This is a genomic window from Streptomyces sp. NPDC008092, assembly GCF_042957285.1.
Classification (GTDB): domain Bacteria; phylum Actinomycetota; class Actinomycetes; order Streptomycetales; family Streptomycetaceae; genus Streptomyces.
In genome coordinates this window covers 239,039-255,934 of the sequence record NZ_JBIBHY010000010.1, presented here as the reverse complement: position 1 = coordinate 255,934, position 16,896 = coordinate 239,039, and the positions used below count along the sequence as shown (strand labels likewise).

16 protein-coding genes and 1 pseudogene are annotated in these 16,896 nt (G+C 69.9%); 7 read left to right on the top strand and 10 right to left on the bottom strand.

Features of this window, described 5'->3' with window-relative positions; translation table 11 throughout:
* Positions 1-147 precede the first annotated feature (147 nt).
* Positions 148-807, bottom strand: a complete 660-nt coding sequence (locus ACFZB3_RS31075) for a response regulator (protein ID WP_391381072.1) — start codon at positions 805-807, stop codon at positions 148-150.
* The gene (locus ACFZB3_RS31070; protein ID WP_391381069.1) at positions 780-2,075 is read right to left on the bottom strand and encodes a sensor domain-containing protein; all 1,296 of its coding nucleotides are present in this window, start codon (positions 2,073-2,075) and stop codon (positions 780-782) included. The genes ACFZB3_RS31075 and ACFZB3_RS31070 overlap by 28 nt, the downstream gene beginning before the upstream one ends.
* A 174-nt stretch (positions 2,076-2,249) precedes the next feature.
* On the opposite strand from ACFZB3_RS31070, the pseudogene ACFZB3_RS31065 reads away from it, so the two are divergent.
* Together ACFZB3_RS31065 and ACFZB3_RS31060 are read left to right on the top strand one after the other, a co-directional pair.
* Positions 2,250-3,047, top strand: a pseudogene (locus ACFZB3_RS31065) (ABC transporter ATP-binding protein); the annotation flags it as partial.
* A gap of 170 nt (positions 3,048-3,217) precedes the next feature.
* Entirely contained in the window at positions 3,218-5,665 is a 2,448-nt protein-coding gene (locus ACFZB3_RS31060; RefSeq protein WP_391381067.1) for an FtsX-like permease family protein, read from the top strand.
* A gap of 262 nt (positions 5,666-5,927) precedes the next feature.
* On the opposite strand, the gene ACFZB3_RS31055 is transcribed toward ACFZB3_RS31060, so the two are convergent.
* The 4 genes from ACFZB3_RS31055 to ACFZB3_RS31040 all read right to left on the bottom strand — a co-directional run bounded on the left by ACFZB3_RS31055 (position 5,928) and on the right by ACFZB3_RS31040 (position 9,827).
* Complete coding sequence (locus ACFZB3_RS31055) at positions 5,928-7,139, bottom strand: alkaline phosphatase (RefSeq protein ID WP_391381450.1); 1,212 nt, start codon at positions 7,137-7,139, stop codon at positions 5,928-5,930.
* Between the two features lie 583 nt (positions 7,140-7,722).
* Positions 7,723-9,174, bottom strand: a complete 1,452-nt coding sequence (locus tag ACFZB3_RS31050) for a ThiF family adenylyltransferase (protein ID WP_391381065.1) — start codon at positions 9,172-9,174, stop codon at positions 7,723-7,725.
* Entirely contained in the window at positions 9,156-9,536 is a 381-nt protein-coding gene (locus tag ACFZB3_RS31045) for a hypothetical protein (RefSeq protein ID WP_391381063.1), read from the bottom strand. Before ACFZB3_RS31045 ends, ACFZB3_RS31050 begins: the two co-directional genes overlap by 19 nt.
* A gap of 12 nt (positions 9,537-9,548) precedes the next feature.
* Positions 9,549-9,827 carry a multiubiquitin domain-containing protein gene (locus ACFZB3_RS31040; RefSeq protein WP_391381061.1) on the bottom strand — a complete coding sequence of 93 codons (279 nt, stop codon included), beginning with the start codon at positions 9,825-9,827 and terminating at the stop codon, positions 9,549-9,551.
* A 106-nt stretch (positions 9,828-9,933) separates the two neighbouring features.
* On the opposite strand from ACFZB3_RS31040, the gene ACFZB3_RS31035 reads away from it, so the two are divergent.
* Together ACFZB3_RS31035 and ACFZB3_RS31030 are read left to right on the top strand one after the other, a co-directional pair.
* Positions 9,934-10,293 carry a helix-turn-helix domain-containing protein gene (locus ACFZB3_RS31035; protein WP_391381059.1) on the top strand — a complete coding sequence of 120 codons (360 nt, stop codon included), beginning with the start codon at positions 9,934-9,936 and terminating at the stop codon, positions 10,291-10,293.
* A 6-nt stretch (positions 10,294-10,299) separates the two neighbouring features.
* Positions 10,300-10,872, top strand: a complete 573-nt coding sequence (locus ACFZB3_RS31030) for an ImmA/IrrE family metallo-endopeptidase (RefSeq protein ID WP_391381057.1) — start codon at positions 10,300-10,302, stop codon at positions 10,870-10,872.
* A 44-nt stretch (positions 10,873-10,916) separates the two neighbouring features.
* On the opposite strand, the gene ACFZB3_RS31025 is transcribed toward ACFZB3_RS31030, so the two are convergent.
* Together ACFZB3_RS31025 and ACFZB3_RS31020 are read right to left on the bottom strand one after the other, a co-directional pair.
* Positions 10,917-11,378, bottom strand: a complete 462-nt coding sequence (locus tag ACFZB3_RS31025; RefSeq protein WP_391381055.1) for a hypothetical protein — start codon at positions 11,376-11,378, stop codon at positions 10,917-10,919.
* 89 nt (positions 11,379-11,467) lie between these two features.
* Entirely contained in the window at positions 11,468-11,920 is a 453-nt protein-coding gene (locus ACFZB3_RS31020) for a hypothetical protein (RefSeq protein WP_391381053.1), read from the bottom strand.
* A 165-nt stretch (positions 11,921-12,085) separates the two neighbouring features.
* On the opposite strand from ACFZB3_RS31020, the gene ACFZB3_RS31015 reads away from it, so the two are divergent.
* Entirely contained in the window at positions 12,086-13,171 is a 1,086-nt protein-coding gene (locus ACFZB3_RS31015) for a TniQ family protein (RefSeq protein ID WP_365340720.1), read from the top strand.
* A 191-nt stretch (positions 13,172-13,362) separates the two neighbouring features.
* Here ACFZB3_RS31015 and ACFZB3_RS31010 read toward each other — a convergent pair whose 3' ends face one another.
* Positions 13,363-13,737 (bottom strand): antibiotic biosynthesis monooxygenase, encoded by a 375-nt coding sequence (locus ACFZB3_RS31010; protein ID WP_391381050.1) that lies wholly within the window; start codon positions 13,735-13,737, stop codon positions 13,363-13,365.
* Positions 13,738-13,902: 165 nt separating this feature from the next.
* Positions 13,903-15,183: a LuxR C-terminal-related transcriptional regulator gene (locus ACFZB3_RS31005; RefSeq protein WP_365340724.1), complete on the bottom strand. Its 1,281-nt coding sequence runs from the start codon at positions 15,181-15,183 to the stop codon at positions 13,903-13,905.
* Positions 15,184-15,353: 170 nt separating this feature from the next.
* Between ACFZB3_RS31005 and ACFZB3_RS31000 the strand changes: the two genes are divergently transcribed.
* A complete protein-coding gene (locus tag ACFZB3_RS31000) occupies positions 15,354-16,259 on the top strand; it encodes an NADP-dependent oxidoreductase (protein ID WP_365340726.1) in 906 nt (301 codons plus the stop codon).
* A gap of 204 nt (positions 16,260-16,463) precedes the next feature.
* Positions 16,464-16,883 (top strand): pyridoxamine 5'-phosphate oxidase family protein, encoded by a 420-nt coding sequence (locus tag ACFZB3_RS30995; protein WP_365340728.1) that lies wholly within the window; start codon positions 16,464-16,466, stop codon positions 16,881-16,883.
* Positions 16,884-16,896 lie beyond the last annotated feature (13 nt).

Below are 16,896 nucleotides of genomic sequence, written 5' to 3'. Positions count from 1 at the left end.
GTTCCCCGCGCCCCCGAACAGGTGGGACCAGTGACCCGACCTTCTTGGGGGCACGGGGAACTGCGCGAACAACCACGACGCACCCGCAGCCGAAAACATCCCGGAAGACTCCCGGAGCAAAGCCACCGCGCCCCGAAAAGAAGGAGGTCACGCCCTCAAATACGCCAGCACAGCCAGCACCCGCCGGTGCGAATCCTCCGTCGGCGGCAGGTCCAGCTTCGCCAGGATCCCCCCGATGTGCTTCCCCACCGCCGCCTCGGAGACCACCAGCTCCCTCGCGATCGCCCCGTTCGACTTCCCCTCCGCGACCAGCGCCAGCACCTCCCGCTCGCGCGGGGACAGCCGCTCCAGCGGATCCCGGCGCCGGCGCAGCAGTTGCCGTACCACCTCGGGGTCGACCACCGTCCCCCCGCCGGCCACCTCCCCCAGCGCCGCGACGAACTCGGCCACCTGCCCCACCCGGTCCTTGAGCAGGTACCCGACGCCCGATCCGTCGCCGGAGTCGAGGAGTTCGGCGACGTAACTGCGCTGCACGTACTGGCTGAGGACCAGGATCGGCAACGCGGGCCGGGCCGCGCGCAGCCGCACCGCCGCGTGCAGCCCCTCGTCCTGGAAGCCCGGCGGCATCCGGACATCCGTCACGACGACGTCGGGCGCATGCTCCTCGACCGCCGCGACCAGCGCCTCCGCGTCCCCCACCGCGGCGACCACCTCATGGCCGAACCGGGCCAGCAGCCCCGCGAGCCCCTCCCGCAGCAGCACGCCGTCCTCGGCCAGGACTACGCGCAGAGGTCGATCGGCTCGCACGGCAACTCCACACGCAGCAGGGTCGGTCCGCCCGGCGGGCTGGACAGGGAGAGTCTGCCATCGAGCACGGACACCCGGTCCGCCAGTCCGGTGAGGCCGCTGCCCGCCCCGGCGGCCGCACCGCCGCGGCCGTCGTCGCGCACCTCCAGGTGCAGCCGGCCGTCCCGGTGCCCACCGGTCACCTCGGCACGGCCCGCACCGCTGTGCCGGTCGACGTTGGCGAGCGCCTCCCGCACCACGAAGTACGCGGCCGCCTCGACCGGCTCCGGCAGCCGCACCGGCAACCGGAAACCGACGTCCACAGGAACACCCGTGCGATCCGCCGCATCCGCCACCGCCGCCTCCAGGCCGTGGTCGGCGAGCACCTTCGGATGGATCCCGTGCACGATCTCCCGCAGTTCGGCGAGCGCCTCGCCCGCCTCCCGCTGGGCCTTGGCGAGCTGGTCGGCGAGCGGTCCCGGCGGGGCGTCCAGGCGGGCCAGGCCCAGGGTCATCGACAGGGCGACCAGGCGCTGTTGGGCCCCGTCGTGCAGATCGCGCTCGATGCGCCGCCGTTCCGCCTCGAAGGCGTCCACCAACCGCGCCCGGGACCGCGCCAGTTCGACGACCCTGTCCCCCAGCTCGGCCTCGCGCGGCGCGATCAGCAACCGGACCAGACCGGCCCGCGCACCGGCCGCCACGCCCACCGCATAGCCGCCGGCGGCCAGCAGCAGCACCCCGGCCAGCGCCATGCCGAACGCGGCCGGCCAGCCGGTGACCGTCCACGCCTTCAGCACCTTCGTCTCCCGGCCGCCGCCGACCGTGGCCAGCAGTACCGGGGCGGCGGCCATCGACAGCGGGCAGAGCAGCGCGAGCGTCACGGCGAGCGCGTCCACCGGCCACAACAGGCCCGCGAACAGCAGCGCATGGCCGAGCTCGCGCCAGGTCGCCCGCTCCCGCAGCCGGGTCGCCAGCCACGCCCGCAGTCCCGGAGCGGAGGGCCGGACATGAGGGTCGTACACCCGCTCCCGGTCGACCAGCCGCAGCCGGCACCGTTCGAGCCGGGCCACCGGCAGGCCCGCGAGCAACGTCAGGAGCAGCAGCGGCAGTCCGACCAGGACGACGGCGAGCGCGCCGCCGACCGCGACCGCGGCCACCAGCCCCACCAGGAGTACGGCTCCGGTCACCGCGCCGGTCAGCAGGTAACCGGCGGCCCGCCAGGGCCAGGAGGAGATCAGGAAGCCGGGCCCGGCCATGGCCTGCCAGACGCTGCGGGGACGGGGCTGCATGCGGTCACCGTAGGCGGCGGGCAGCGGACGCGGCCATCCGTCCAGCCGCCGGAACAGGGGTATGCCTGGCCCTACCCCGGCTCTCGGTCCTGCCGCACTGCGCCGGCCCGCCCCCGGACGGTTTCGTGGCCGTACCCCCGCCGCCGAACCGACATGCGAGGACCCATGGACGCCATGGACGCCACGAACGCCACGAACGCCACGAACGCCACGAACGCCACGAACGCCACAGACACCACGGACGCCACAGACGCCATCAACCTGCGCTCCGTCAGCAGACGTCACGGCTCAGGCGACCGCGCCGTCACCGCGCTCGACGGGGTCTCCCTGGGCTTTCCGAGGGGAACGTTCACCGCCGTCATGGGGCCGTCCGGCTCCGGCAAGTCGACCCTGCTGCAGTGCGCGGCGGGCCTCGACCGGCCGACGTCCGGATCGGTGACCCTGGGCGGGACCGAGCTGACCGGGCTGAGCGAGACGAAGCTGACCCTGCTGCGCCGGGAGCGCGTCGGCTTCGTCTTCCAGGCGTTCAACCTGCTGCCCTCGCTCACCGCCGAGCAGAACGTGGCGCTGCCGCTGCGGCTGGCGGGGCGCCGTCCCCCGCGGGCCCGGGTGCGCGAGGTCCTCGACCGGGTGGGCCTCGCCGACCGCGCCCGGCACCGGCCGGGCGAACTGTCCGGCGGGCAGCAGCAGCGCGTCGCGCTGGCCCGCGCCCTGATCACCCGCCCCGACGTCCTGTTCGGCGACGAACCGACCGGCGCCCTGGACTCACGGGCCGGCCACGCGGTGCTGGCGCTGCTGCGCGCCATGGTGGACGAGGAGGGCCGGACGACCGTCATGGTCACCCACGACCCGGTCGCCGCCTCCTACGCCGACCGCGTCGTCTTCCTCGTCGACGGCCGGGTCGGCGGCGAACTGACCGGCGCACCCGCCACCACCATCGCCACCCACCTGACCAGGCTGGAGGCCCAGCCGTCCACGCCGGAAGCCCGGCCGCCCATGCCAGGGGCCCAGCCGTCCGAGCCGAAAGCCCGGCCGCCCATGCCAAGGGCCCAGCCCTCCAGACCGCAGACCCAGCCGTCCACGCCGCAAACCCAGCCCCAGCCCCAACCCCAGCCCCAGCCCTCCCGGCCGGAGGCCCAACCGTGCTGAGCGTCGCCCTGTACACCCTGCGCGCCCGCCGGGCCGCCTTCGTCGGCAGCTTCACCGCTCTCGCGCTGGGCGTGGCCCTGCTCACCGTGATGGGCCTGGCACTCGCCTCCTCACTGGACACCCCGCGCCGGGCCCCGGAGCGGTTCGCGGCGGCCCCGGTCGTCGTCAAGGGAGCCGACACCCTGCGGGTCCCGACCCCGATCGGCACCCGCACCCAGCGGCTCGCCCGGCCGCAGGCCGTACCCGCCGCCGCGGTCACCGAGCTGGCGAAGCTCGGCAAGGTCACCCACGACCGCACCTTCGTCGTGCGTGCGCGGAACGGGCCCGCCGATCTCGTCGGTCACCCCTGGCCGGTCGCCGCCTTCGCCTCGTACGAGATCACCTCGGGCCGCGCACCGCGCACCGCCGACGAGGTCGTCGTCACCGGGACCTGGGCGAAGTCCGGCCGCGTCCTGCGCACGGATCACGGCAGCGTCACCGTCGTCGGCACGGTCGGCGACCGCGGCTTCGAGCACGCCGTCTTCTACACCGGCGCGCAGGCACAGCGCCTGGCACCCCGCAGCACCCAGCTGGTCGTGGCCGCGCGGCCGGCGGCCGTGCGGAACGCGGTGCGGGGCATCCCGGGCGTACAGGTCCTCACCGGCGACGACCGGCGCCTCGCCGACCCGGATCCGGACCGCGACCGCGAGGCGCTGACCGCGCTCAACGCCCTGTTCGGCACCGCCGGCGGAGTCACCGCCTTCGTGTCGGTCTTCGTGGTGGCGTCCACCTTCGCCTTCGCGGTCGTCCAGCGCCGCCGCGAGTTCGGCCTGCTGCGCACCGCCGGCGCGACACCGGGGCAGCTCCGCGGGACGGTGCTCGCCGAGGCCCTGCTGGTCGGGACGGTCGCCTCGGCGGCGGGCTGCGCGCTCGGCAGGTACGCCGCACCCCGCCTCGCCCGCTGGACCGCCGACGGCGGACTCGCCCCGGACTGGTTCCGCATCGGCGGCCACACCTGGCCGTACTGCGCGGCCTTCCCGGCCGGTCTGCTCGTCGCCCTGCTGGGCGCGGCCACCGCGTCCTGGCGGGCGGGCCGGACCGGGCCGACGGAGGCACTCCGCGAAGCGGACGTGGAGAGCAGCCCCATGACGCGGGCGCGGTGGCTGTGCGGTGCGGGCCTGTTGCTGACCGCGGCCGTACTGCTGCTCCGCGACGACCCCGGCGGCCTGCTGCACCGCAAGAGCTATGTGAGCCGGCCGATGGTGCTGATCACGGCGGTCGCCCTGCTCTCGCCCGTCCTGGTCCGCCCGCTGGTCCGGCTGCTCACCGTGGCCCCGGCCCGGCTCCCCGGCGCCACGGGCCTGCTGGTGCGCGAGCACGCGGCCGCCGGGGTGCGCCGTACGGCGGCCGTCGCGGCGCCCGTGCTGGTGACCGTCGCCCTCACCGGTTCGCTGCTCGGTGCCACCGCCACCCTGAACGCGGCCCGGGCCGCCGAGACCCGCGGCCGGACCACCGCGGCCTTCGTCGTCACGCCCCCTGAAGGCGGCGGGTTCGACGGGACGGCGCTCCGCGCGCTGCGCGCGGTGCCGGGCACCGAGGTGTCGGCGACCTCGGCGAGCGCCGTGTACGTGCTGGAGGACGGGGTCGCCCTGATCAGGTCCGAGGCCCGGACCGCGGATCCGGCCGCGCTGGCGGCCACCGCCCGCCTCCCGCTCGCCGCCGGCAGGACCACCGACCTCGACGACGGCTCGATCGTCGTCAACGAGGAGTGGGAGCGGCACACCGTCGGGCAGCGGGTCCGGGTGTGGCTGGGCGACGGCACCCGCAGGACCCTGCGCATCGCCGCCGTGCTGCGGACGGGCACCGGCGACAACGGCGTGTACGTCACCCCGGCCAACGCCCCGGGCGCGGCCGTCGACCGGGTCGACGTGGCCCTGAGGGACGGCGCGGACGCGGGCGCGGTGGCCGCCGGGCTGCGGCAGGCGGTCCGGGCGAACGGCGGGCGGGTGCGCACCGCGGACCAGTGGGTCGCGGCGACCTACCCGCAGACCGACCGGACCACCCGGCTCGGCTTCCTCCTGGTCCTCGGCATCGCGCTGGTCTACACCGGGATCTCCCTGGTCAACACCATGGTGATGGCGACAGCCGACCGGGTGCGCGAACTGGCCGCGCTGCGACTGGCCGGGGCCACCCGGGGGCAGGTGCTGCGGCTGGTCGGCGCCGAGGCGCTGGCGGTCGTCGCGGTCGGGGCGCTGCTGGGGCTGCTGGGCGCGGTGCTCGAACTGGCGGGAATGTGGCGGGCCCTGCACCTGCTGTCGGCACCGGTCCCGGTCCGGCTGCCGTGGCCGGCCATGGGCGCGGCGGCCGGAGCCTGCGCGATCCTCGCCGTGGCCGCCGCCGTCGCCACCGCGTGGCCCGCCCTGCGACGGGGTGCGACGGAGCTCGCGGGAGTACGGCAGTGAACCCCGCCCTCGGCACGACACCCGCCGGGCCTCAGCGCCCCCGGACCAGGCGGACCCCCGGACCACCAGCCACCACACCCACCACAGCCACCACAGCCACCACAGCCAGATCCTTGCGCGACACCGCGCATGACGCTCGCTCTTCCGGTCGGTCGGTCCGCCCGTCCGTCCCCAGGCACCCTCCGAAGGCACCGCCGCACGCCGCAACGGCAACGGAGCCCCGGAGCGCGATCGCCCCGGGGCTCCGTGGTCAGCGCGTCGGTCAGCGGCGCGTCAGGGCCTGGCGCAGCACGTCGTACACGTGGGTGTTGGCGTGCTTGCCGGTGAAGCGGTCGGACAGCGGGCCGGCCGCGGTCACGGGAACGTCCACACCGGTGTGACCGGACGTGGTCCAGTCGATGTAGAAGCTCTTCTCGCTGCCGCGGATGCTGAACGGACCGTCCTCGGCGGAGATGCCCGTGCCGGACTCGTCGGCGGCGTCCGTGTCCTCGACGGCCAGGCCGCCGGTCTCGTGGTCGCCGGTGACGACCAGCAGGGTGTCGGGGTGGGTGGCGACGTAGGCACGGGCCACGGCCACCGCCTTCTCCAGTTCCTGCATGGACTGCAGGACACGGGTGCCGTTGTTCGCGTGGGCGAACTCGTCGACGCCCTCTTCCTCGACCATGAGGAAGAAGCCCTTCTTGTTCTTGTCCAGCGTGCTCAGCGCCTTGCTGGTCATGGTGGAGAGGCCGACCACCGGGCTGTACACGTCGCCCTGGCCCTCGGCGCGCTGCTGGAACATCTCCTCGTTGGCGAAGAGGCCGAGCAGCTTGCCGCCCTTGGCGCTGCTGAGCTGCTCCGCGCTGGAGACGTAGGAGTAGCCGGCCTTCTTCGCCTTGGCGATCAGGTCGCCCTTGGTGCCCTTGCTCGCCTCGGACGGGTCCTCGGCGGGCTGGTCCTTGAACGCGCCGGCGCTGCCCGCGGGCAGCCACCAGTCCTCGCCGCCGCCCAGGATGACGTCGGGCTTGCTGACCTCGATGTACTGGCGGGCGATCTCGTCCTGCGCCGAGCGGTTGGCGGTGTTCGCGAAGAACGCCGCCGGCGACGCGTCGGTGACCTGCGCGGTGGTGACCAGGCCGGTGGCCTTGCCGGCCGCCTTGGCCTGCTGGCCGAGGGTGGCGAGCGGGTTGCCGTCCACGTCGACGCTGATCGCGCCGTTGTACGTCTTCTCGCCCGTGGCCCACGCGGTCGCCGCGGCGGCCGAGTCGGTGACGACGGCCTTCGGGTCGTCCGGCTCGGTGGTCAGCTGGCCCGAGACGGGGAGCTTGTCCATCGCGAGCTGGCCGCCCAGGCCGCTCAGGTGCAGGCGGGCGGCCTGGCGCGTGGCGGCGCCCATGCCGTCGCCGTTGATGAAGATGACGTTCTTGGCGGTCGGGGCCTTGGCCGAGGCCTGCGGAGCCGAGGCCGAGGCGCCCAGCGTCGGGTTGACCACCATCGTCACGACCACAGCGGCGACCGCGGCGGTTGCGGGAGCGGCGAACCGCCGAGCCCTACGGACATCCAGGGACACAACGTCCTCCGTTACTGTTCTTGCCCATTGCTTGACCGTGAACATAAGTTTCTTTGGGAGGGTGTTGACCAAGAACAGATGACCAGTACACGACGAGATCTTGAGTGGCAGGTAAAGACGCACGCCCCGGACTTGTCCGGACAGGTCACACTCGTGAGACGGCTCACGCGTCGGGGCCCCGCAGATGCCCGGCCGGATCAGTGCGATACCTCACAGCCGCCGGGCGCTCACCGGACAACGAGAAACGGGCCCCCGCCGTGACTTCCGTCACCGGCGGAGACCCGTCTCATCGGTATCTCTCTGTGGGGAACCGACGAAATGCGCTGGTCAGGTACTGCATCGACCACTTGAAGATCGCTTCCCTGCACTTCGATGATCGTTTCCCACCATGCAGGTGGGGGCTCAGAGAGCCGGGCTGCGCCAGCCTGAACGAGAACCCATCGTGACCGTCATCCTGCTATCGCAGGGGCTTGCCGCCCGCGTGCGTCCGGACTGCGGGCAATGCCTTCTACCTGGTAGGCAGCGAAGCATTGTGCCCCTGACCGAGACGGCCCTTATCCGAGCACTCAGTACAGTCCGCGTCGGCTCGGGGAACGTCGCATCGGACGCGTTGCGGTGCGGTCGGTACCAGTGGATGGAATCGACGCCAGCGTGGCTCGTACTCCGTTGGCAGAAGTCCAGTCACGGTGTGCAGGTAGTCGTCCACGGCATGGGCTGAAGCAACGGCGTTGAGACTGATGACGCTGGGAGCGTGGACCGTTTCGTCTTGGACGTACTGCTGCTGTCGTAGCTGTTCAGCCGTCAGTGCCTCTTCCTGAAGTTTGGCCGGACTGATCAATCCGTTACACCAGAGGCAGCCGAAGCCGGGGGCCATCGGCCGTACAACGCTGAAGACATCGGTGACAGCGCCTCCCGACCCGACCTGAACCTTCGCGCCGACCTGTACGCCCGGGATGAGGTACTGGTGGATGAGCGCGTTGACGACCAGTCGCGCCTGCATCGAGTCGGCGGCGAGAAAGATGTAGTCGCAGTCGACGAGGTTCGCGGTGATGGCGCTTTGAGTGACGTCTGCGTGCAGCGCGTGGACGCGGATGCGGCCATTGGCCTGTCGCGCAAGGCGCCGGGCCACCTTCACCTTAGGAGTGGCGTACCGGTGTCCCAAAGACTGGAGCCATCCTGGCCTGGCGGGGTCCGTCAGCCACGTGTGGGCGTCGCGGGCTCGGGCCCCGGCGAGGCGGGGCAGGTTGGTCTCTTCGACCCGATCGGGATCGATGACCACGAGTTCGCCAACCCCGAGACGGGCGAGGTATTCGACGAGGAGTGAGCCAGCCCCTCCGGCGCCGACGACGGCCACCTTTTGTGCTGCGAGAATGGCCTGCCCTCGGTCTCCGAAGACGCGGCTCTGACGGTCGTAGGTCGGATCTGACGTCGGAGGGGGCGGGAGTTCGGGGTACAGGGTCTTGATCGGCCATCCGGTGATCACGGCTCGTTCGAGTTCCGCTCGTCCGCCGTCGGGCAGCCAAAGGTCGCCCGCGACCGCATCGGTGGCGAAGACCAGGCCGCCGGCAGGCGTCGAGCCGAGGATGTCGCGCAGGGCCGGGTATCCGCGTTCGTGAGAGGCAAGGTCGGTGCCTGAGAAGGCAACGCGTGTGGTGCCGCCGTGACAGTGAACAGCCAGGTACGCCAGGCCTTGGGATCGACAGTCTCGGACGCGGTCACGTACGAACGTGGCGGTCAGCATCCGGTAACCGCGTTGCCCGGGCACATAGTTGACGCCGTCTTCGGCCAGGTACAGCTTGCGTGCAAGCAGGCGGGTGCCGCGAGCGGTGGTGACGACACTCGCTCCGATCACCGCGCCATGCTCGTCGCCGTCGCCGGGGAACAGGTGCTGACGGAGCGTGGACGCCATGGCGGCAGGCATACGCAGCGTCCAGGGACGGGTCATCGGCTGCGGAGCCATGTCAGCACCTTGTGGAGTTTGATGACGGCGGTGTCCGTGGCGGGGTCGAGGCGGTTGGAACGCCTGGAGATCTGCACCGCGGGACGGTCCTCGAAGGTGGTCGAGGTCATGGCCTCTCCAAGAGGGGCTCCATCGACGCGAGCGAGGTCCCCGCGCACGAAGTGGGGGTAGACGTCCGAGTACGGGTACTGGAATGTGATCCGGAAGCCGATCCATGTGGACCGTTGCTTGTACTGCGCGCCGGGATCGATCTCCTCCACGAGGACGACCGCACCGCCGTCCGGTTCTTCCCGGACGCGGATTGCCGCGTCCGGGAAGGCGGCGCGCACCTCATCGATAGCCTTGCTCACCACCGGGGTCACGCTGTGCCGTCCTCAGGAGTTGTCGTCGCCGGCGACGGCGGTGAAGACGGAGTTCTTGTTCACGGTCACCACATCGGTGTCGCCGACGATGCGGGTTTCGCCTGACGGCAGCTCCTGGGAGAGCTGGAAGTCCAGCTCGATCTCCACGCCCTGGGCGATCGCCGCCTCCTTGATCTGAAGGCCGGTGACTCTCGGGCCGGTGATCTCCACGGTCTTGTTGTTGACCGTGATGGTGACCGCGTGTCCCTTGCCCGGAGACTGCGCATCCACCTGTTCTACTGTGCTGCCCACGCTCCACTCTCCTTGATCATAATTGCAGGAACGACTCTCGATTGCTAGAGTCGAACAGTTACAACATAGACGCTCGATTGCGAGATTGCAATCAGCAGGAGACTCCATGGGCAAAAAGGGATGGTTCGATGCTGAAGGCTTCTATGCGGCCCTGGACGCCGCGCGGCTCGCGCGAGGCCTCAACTGGAAGCAGGTGGCTGCCGGTTCAGGGGTGAGCGCCTCCACTCTGACCCGGATGGCCCAGGGCAAACGGCCGGACGTGGATGGGCTTGCAGCACTGTGCGCGTGGTCCGGTCTCGATGCGGACGACTTCGTCCGCTCCGAGGATGAGGACCGGCCGGCGGCCGAACCGCTGGCAATGATCTCGACCTACCTTCGCAGCGACCGCAACCTCTCACCGGAGTCTGCCGCCGCACTGGAGGAAGTCATCAAGATCACTTACGAACGGCTGCGTCAAAAGGACTAAGGCAACATGGCGTTTCGACGGGGCTTCAAGACCGAAGCCAACTCTCTCGCCCTCGAAGTTCGGTCAGAGCTCCACCTTGGAGCTCTTGACCGCCTCGATCCCTTCGTCCTTGCAGATCACTTGGCGATACCCGTCATCGACCTGTCCAGCATGGCCACAGCATCGCAAGGCGCGGTTCATCTGCTCACCAGGGAGCCCGATGCCTTCTCCGCGGTCACCGTCTTCGCAGGTTTGAAGCGGACCATCGTGCACAACGACGGCCATTCCAAGGGCAGAATCAGCAGCAACATCACCCACGAGGCCTCGCACGGCCTCCTCCATCACCGCCCGACCCCGGCGTTGGATGACCGGGGCTGCCGTCTCTGGGATCAGGACATCGAGGACGAAGCCCAGTTCCTCGCTGGTGCCCTGCTGGTCTCGGAAGACGCAGCACTCGCCGTCGCAAGAGGTCGATTCACAAAGCCTGAAGCTGCGGTGCGCTTCGGAGTCAGCGAGAAGATGATCCAGTACCGCCTGAACATGACCGGAGCCGTCGGGCGGGTCGAGCGTGCCCGTAAGGCGAGCGCCCGATTCCGCTGAGAAAACTCAATGGGTCGCAGTATGCGGACGCACACCGGAAGAACTCACGTTTCGATTTTTCGCGCCGCCATCTCGGTAACCTCCTCGGCACTGTAGGTACGCAGCAGCTCGTTGAGCCGACATTCCAACTGCGCCCGACGCGTGGACCGGTCGCGCACCAATGCCTGCGCAATCGCACGATGCAGGAACTCCTCCGGAGTCTTCCGTTCGACGGCAGCAAGCCGCTGGATCCGATCCTGAACCTCCTCGCTCATGGGGATGCTCATGAGGTACTTGCCATCGGAGTCCGGGAAGAGACTGCAGAGCACGTCGATAGGCAGCGCCTCTTCCAACCGTCTCCAGATTTTCCTCACGGCCCGGCGTTCGTTCTTGGCGGTCACCAGCACCACAAGCCGCTTCCGGTCGCCGGAAGCAGCCATCAGCAGGGCGCTTTCCTTCTGCGCAGCCCTGAGCTCGGCAGCCTCAATAGTGCGGGTCAGGATGATCTCTATGGCGTGCACGGTCACTGCGTGCTCTCCTTGCGGGGCGATGTACGAGATGACGAGCGCACCCGGGTGCGTAGTCCAGGCCGGAATCAGTGGCCCAAGTCGGACCGCTACTCAAGCGAGACCTCTCCGTCCGGCAGCCACCCGCCCCAGTAGCCGTCCATGAAGTCGAGCAGTTCAGCGGGCTCGACCTGCACTCCGGCTGACCGCAACCCGGTCGTTGTCCACCAACAGGCTTCCGAGGCGAGCGCGAAGTGGATGGAAGGCGGCCATCTTTCCGCTGCAGGACGTACGACGAGTACGTACTGAGCACCTTGCGGTGCGTCCCTGCGGGATAGCCGGCCGACGAGCGGCGAGATACGTAGCGCGGGGAAGTGAGCGACGCTCCGTAGATGGCGAGTTGCCGCCCGGCGGCAGGTCTCACCGGAACGCATGGGGACCGTCGGCAGGGTCCAGCAGGTTTCCTGTTCGGGTTCGGACGGGATCAGGAGGAGCAGGTGCTTCGAGGAGTCGATGACGACGGGGCGTACTACGTCGTAGTCGTCCAGGTGGGCGTCGTTCATGCTCCAACGCTTCCATGGTGCTATTCGAATAACACCATGAAGACCTCCCAATGGGTGACGCGGATGATCGGGACCTGGTAAACGGAGACGTCCTTCGCTCACTCACACTGGTGGTCAGCCCTCAAGCCGCGGTTCAGCAGGGCGCACCTGGCACAGATTCGCATCGTGAGTACTGCGAAGAAGACGGCGCAGCAGCGTCGCCAACCACGTCGGCCGCTGTCCGTCTCAGCGCCTCAGCCGATCCCCGGAGAGTCGCTGACCAGCTGGATCGGCGAGCTCGCCCATCAGCAGGATTTCGAGATGAAGCCGCTTCTGCGGGAGCTTCACCTAGACCGGCTCGGTGGGCTTTCTGCGGCCGAGATGCGGTTATCCGATCCTGTGGCTCGGCGGATGGAGAAAGTGGCCGGGGTCGACGCCAAGTGCCTGCACGCGATGACCCTCGCACGCTATGCCGGCAATGCGCTGCCGCATCTGCCGCTGCTCTCGACCGACGGTGTGGCTGTTCAGCAATGGCACAAGGGGGCGTGGTTCCTCCGCTCGCAGGCACGCTGGTGCCCTAGGTGCCTACGGGGCGACAACAGCACGCGCTGGCTGCTGCGCTGGAAGCTTCCGTGGTCGTTCGCGTGCGTTGAGCACGCCGTGTACTTGGTGACCGAATGCCAAGCCTGCTGGGACACCGTCCATTTCCGGCATGACGCCCCTCCTGAGCGAGCATGCGATAACTGGACCGATGAGGGTGAGTGGACGCACGACCTCAAGGAGCAGTGCGGCTATGCGCTGAACATGTGCCAGCCGACGCCGGTGAGTGACGGCTCCGTTCTGACCTTGCAGGCGCGTGTCAACGCGTGGCTCGACGGAATGCCCACGCACGAGGACAGACGGCTCGTAGCGCTCGCGGCCGTGCTGATCCCGCTCCTCTCCCCGTCGATGGTGCGCCGAGGTGATCCGCTCCTTCGGTATGCGGTTCGCTCCCCGAGGGGCACCACACAACGGCTGAGGAAAGGGAGAAGGCCGTGGACCGATTCCCTTCGGGTAGCGGCCGCCGTGTATGCCGCAGACCAGCTCCTGAACCGTGAGTATTCAGCGAACGAGATCGCTGACTGGATCTTCGACATCCGATTCCTCGATCACCGGCGCAGGCCGTGGCACATGGACGTGACGGAGTTGGCGTACGGGCCTTCGCTCCGGCCCAACCCCTTCATTGAACGTCTCGTGCATCGCGGACTGATCAGTCTCGGCGCCTGGCTCTGAGCGCCTACCACGCGGCTTGGCGTGCCAAGGGGATCTTCACCCAACTCGACTACAACTTGACCGGTTTCGGGGACCACGTCGATCACTCGGGCACTGGCCGCTCGTACACAGGGAATGTACCGGCGTCGTGGCGCGAGTTCTCCGTCGCCTCGGCACTGCATGCCGAACGGCGGGACGAAATCGGGGAGCGGTCACTCTTCCCCTTCACAGACGCCCTCGACAGCGAACTTCTGGTACAGATGCGGGTAGGCGACCGTACCGACCGGGTAGTGCTCCAAATGCATGGCGAACTCCGGTGTGCCGAACGCGGCACGGAGGTGCTCGGTCGATTGCCAGACCGCGACGTTGGTGAAGAGCCGGCTACCGCCGATGCCGCGGTACAGCTGAGCCGAGAGAAGGCCCCCCGCCGCCTTCATGAACACCGCGTCGTCCGTCCAGGCGGCCAGCACCTCGTCCTCCTTGCCTTCCGGGGCGACGAACGTGTTGATGATGGTGACCGGGCCGGTTCTCTCCTTCTGCTGGTCGAGGAACTGAGTGGACTGGTCGAGGCTGCCGAACTTGAGCATGATTCCTCCATGAGGGCCAGAAGTGGGTCTAAGAAATTGCAGAGATTCCAGTAGCTCTGGAATGGGAGGTGCCAAACCCTCGTGGCGCACCCGATTCACATGGTGTTGCTGGGTGCGGCCGGGGCGTGGCGGTGGCCGGTCTGGGTCACCGCCGATGACAGCGGGCTATGCGGCGCCCCATTGGTGGGCCAGTGCGGCCGCCTCGCCGCGGGTGCTGACGCCCAGTTTGCCGATGATCTTGGCGACGTGGAACTTCACCGTCGACTCGCTGATGTTGAGTGTCTGGGCGATGTCGCGGTTGCGGTGGCCCTGGGCCAGTTGCTCCAGCACCTCCAGTTCCCGTGCGCCGAGCACCGTCAGCGGGTCCTGGCGGGGTGCGTTGGGCGATGCGAGAGGTAGTACGAGCGTCACCGTCGTGCCCCAGCCCGGCACGGCGTCCACGTCGAGCCGGCCCCCGAGCGGTGCCAGACGCTCGGTGACACGGCGGGCGTCGAGAGCATCACGAGAGAGAGTGCCGGGCCCGTCGTCCCGCACGGTGGCGCGCAGTTCGTTCGTGCCGACCTTCCAGCCGATGTGGACACGGTGTCCTCCGTCACCGTCAGGACCGTGAACCTGATCGTCCAGTGACGCGTGCACGGTAGCGCGGACCACGGCAAGTGCCGTGTGGGTGACGTCGGCGGGCAGCAGCCGGTCGGCTCCTTCCTCCGCGCCGGGCGGTCCCAGCTCCAGCTGTACGCCGCGGGCGCGCAGGATCCGGCGCAGCGACACCGCCAGCCGCTCGAAGGCGTCCCCGGCCCGCTCCTCCATCAGCGCGCGGTCGAGTTCGACCCGTGACCGCAGCTCGGCGAGGGCGGAAACGGCGAGGTCGACGGCGCGCGTACGGGCGTTCGCGTCGTCCAGGGTGCGGTCGCGCAGGACGCCGAGCAGAGCGGTCAACGCGGCCCCGTGCGCATCGCGGAGTTCGGCGATGGCCACCGCACGTGCCGCAGCCGCGGCGCGCGACGCGGCCAATGACCCGGGCAGCGCCTCGCTGCGAAGCCCCTCCCGGTACGCGGTCACCAGGTCCCAGAGTGCCTGGGCGGATGCCAGGTGCTCCTCCGGTACGGGAGTGTCCTCGGTTCGTACGACGACCAGCAGTGCGCCCTGCCCCGTGATGTCGCTGGCCAGAGCCAGCACGGGCAGATCGACGCCGGCCATCCGCGCCCGCCCCTGCCAGCTTCCCTTCGCCGGCATCAGCGGCCGCAGCGCGGCGACGTCGGTGGCCGTGATGAGAGCGTCGGGCCGGCCGGGGGACTCGCCGAAGGTCTTGAACGGAGCGAGCGAGCAGTTGCCGGCCAGCTGGGCGATCGCCCGGTGCGGAATCGCCTCCGCCAGAGCGGCTGACATACGCGCCAGGTGCTCGGACAGCGGCGCCTGGATCAGCTCGACTGCGGCCATCAGGTCCATGTCTGTCAGCGTAAGCAGGCAGCCCTCCGATCGGACCGTCCCTTCGGCTAGTCGGAACCACCCGAAAGGACAGCGGCGGCCGGGCCGCCACGCCTGAGTCTGGAGGCGTTGTGGGCGAGCGGCCGCTGTCGCGGCGGCCCGAGGCATCCGTACGACGGGAAGTGGCAGGTATGAAGGCGATCTCCTTCAAGGAGTACGGCGGTCCGGAGGTGCTGCGGCTGGCGGAGGTGACGGAGCCGCACGCCGGGCCCGGGCAGGTGCGCGTCAAGATCGTGGCCGCCGCCGTCAACCCCGTCGACTTCAAGATCCGCCGCGGCTGGGCCCCGCAGATGGGCCCCGTGTCCTTCCCGGCTGTCCCCGGCCTGGAAGGAGCCGGCATCGTCGACGAGGTGGGCGCGGGTGTCTCCGGTGTGTCGATCGGCGATGAGGTGATGGTCTGGACCGACACCGGTTCCTACGCCGAGTACGCCCTGGCCTCGGACTTCGCGCCCAAGCCGGCCGGCCTGGACTGGGAGACGGCCGCCGCGCTGCCCGTGGCCGCCGAGACCTCCGACCGCGTGCTGGACGAGCTCGCGGTGGGCCTGGGCGAGACCCTGCTGATCCATGGAGCCGCGGGCGTGGTCGGCTCCGTCGGCGTCCAGATCGCCGTGGCCCGGGGCGCCAACGTGATCGGTACGGCGTCCGAGGCCAACCACGACTTCCTGCGCTCTCTCGGCGCGATTCCCGTGACGTACGGGGAAGACCTCGCCGACCGGGTCCGCGACGTCGCGCCGCAGGGCATCGACGCCGTCTACGACGTCGCCGGCATCGATGCGCTGGATGTCTCCGTAGAGCTGCGTGGCCGCACCACCGACCGCATCGTCACCACCAACGACCCCCGGGCCTTCGAACTGGGCGTCACCTTCTCCATCGGCGGTCGGCGATTCGGGCCGCAGCTCACCGACTATGCCCGCCGCGCCGCCGGGGGTCGGCTGCGCGTGCGCGTCGACCAGAGCTTCCCGCTCGCCGACGCCGCCAAGGCTCACGAGTTGAGCGAGTCCGGCCATGCGCGCGGCAAGGTGCTCCTGCGCCCGTAGAGATCCACGGTGTGCCTCTCCCGTGCATGCCTGGGGGCACACCTGATGTCGGCCTACCGGTCCGCGTCGGCACGGCCGACGCCCGATGGCGGGCCGAGGGTTCGGCCCCTGCCCGCCCTTCCCGGCGTCCGGCATGCCGGCGGTCCGGATCTTCGGAATGAGCTCCGAGGGAGTCGACGACAACCAACGAAACCGGAGATCGACATGAGTAGATTCAACGCACAGGAAGTCACTTACCTGTGGGAACACTTCCTGGGACGGCTCGCAACGGCGAGCAGGTCCGGCAAGCCGCATGTGGTGCCGATCAGGTTCCACTTCGATCCAGAGCAGGAGGTGATCAAGATCGGCGGGCGCGTGCTCGAAGGGAGTGGCCAGGAGCGGCTGTACGTCCGTCACCTCAAGGCCAACCCGCAGGCGGCGCTGGTGGTCGACGACGTCGCGGATGCGCGGACCCGGCAGCCGCGCGGGATTCTCATCAAGGGGACCACCGTCCTGCACACGGAGGGTGGGGACGGGCTGGGGCCAGGGTTCGGTCCCAACTGGGTGGAGGTGGTACCCGAATTCGTCACGTCGTGGGGCATTGACGCCCCTGCCATCCGGGCCGCCGCTTCCGGCGAGGGCTGAGCGAAGGGCCAAG

Excerpts from the sequence above, each read along its gene's own strand:
- ACFZB3_RS31070 (WP_391381069.1), bottom strand. The coding sequence starts at position 2,075 with ATGCAGCCCCGTCCCCGCAGCGTCTGGCAGGCCATGGCCGGGCCCGGC.
- ACFZB3_RS31055 (WP_391381450.1), bottom strand. The coding sequence starts at position 7,139 with ATGGTGGTCAACCCGACGCTGGGCGCCTCGGCCTCGGCTCCGCAGGCC.
- ACFZB3_RS31050 (WP_391381065.1), bottom strand. The coding sequence starts at position 9,174 with ATGGCTCCGCAGCCGATGACCCGTCCCTGGACGCTGCGTATGCCTGCC.
- ACFZB3_RS31035 (WP_391381059.1), top strand. The coding sequence starts at position 9,934 with ATGGGCAAAAAGGGATGGTTCGATGCTGAAGGCTTCTATGCGGCCCTG.
- ACFZB3_RS31030 (WP_391381057.1), top strand. The coding sequence starts at position 10,300 with ATGGCGTTTCGACGGGGCTTCAAGACCGAAGCCAACTCTCTCGCCCTC.
- ACFZB3_RS31020 (WP_391381053.1), bottom strand. The coding sequence starts at position 11,920 with ATGAACGACGCCCACCTGGACGACTACGACGTAGTACGCCCCGTCGTC.
- ACFZB3_RS31010 (WP_391381050.1), bottom strand. The coding sequence starts at position 13,737 with ATGCTCAAGTTCGGCAGCCTCGACCAGTCCACTCAGTTCCTCGACCAG.
- ACFZB3_RS31005 (WP_365340724.1), bottom strand. The coding sequence starts at position 15,183 with ATGGACCTGATGGCCGCAGTCGAGCTGATCCAGGCGCCGCTGTCCGAG.
- ACFZB3_RS31000 (WP_365340726.1), top strand. The coding sequence starts at position 15,354 with ATGAAGGCGATCTCCTTCAAGGAGTACGGCGGTCCGGAGGTGCTGCGG.
- ACFZB3_RS30995 (WP_365340728.1), top strand. The coding sequence starts at position 16,464 with ATGAGTAGATTCAACGCACAGGAAGTCACTTACCTGTGGGAACACTTC.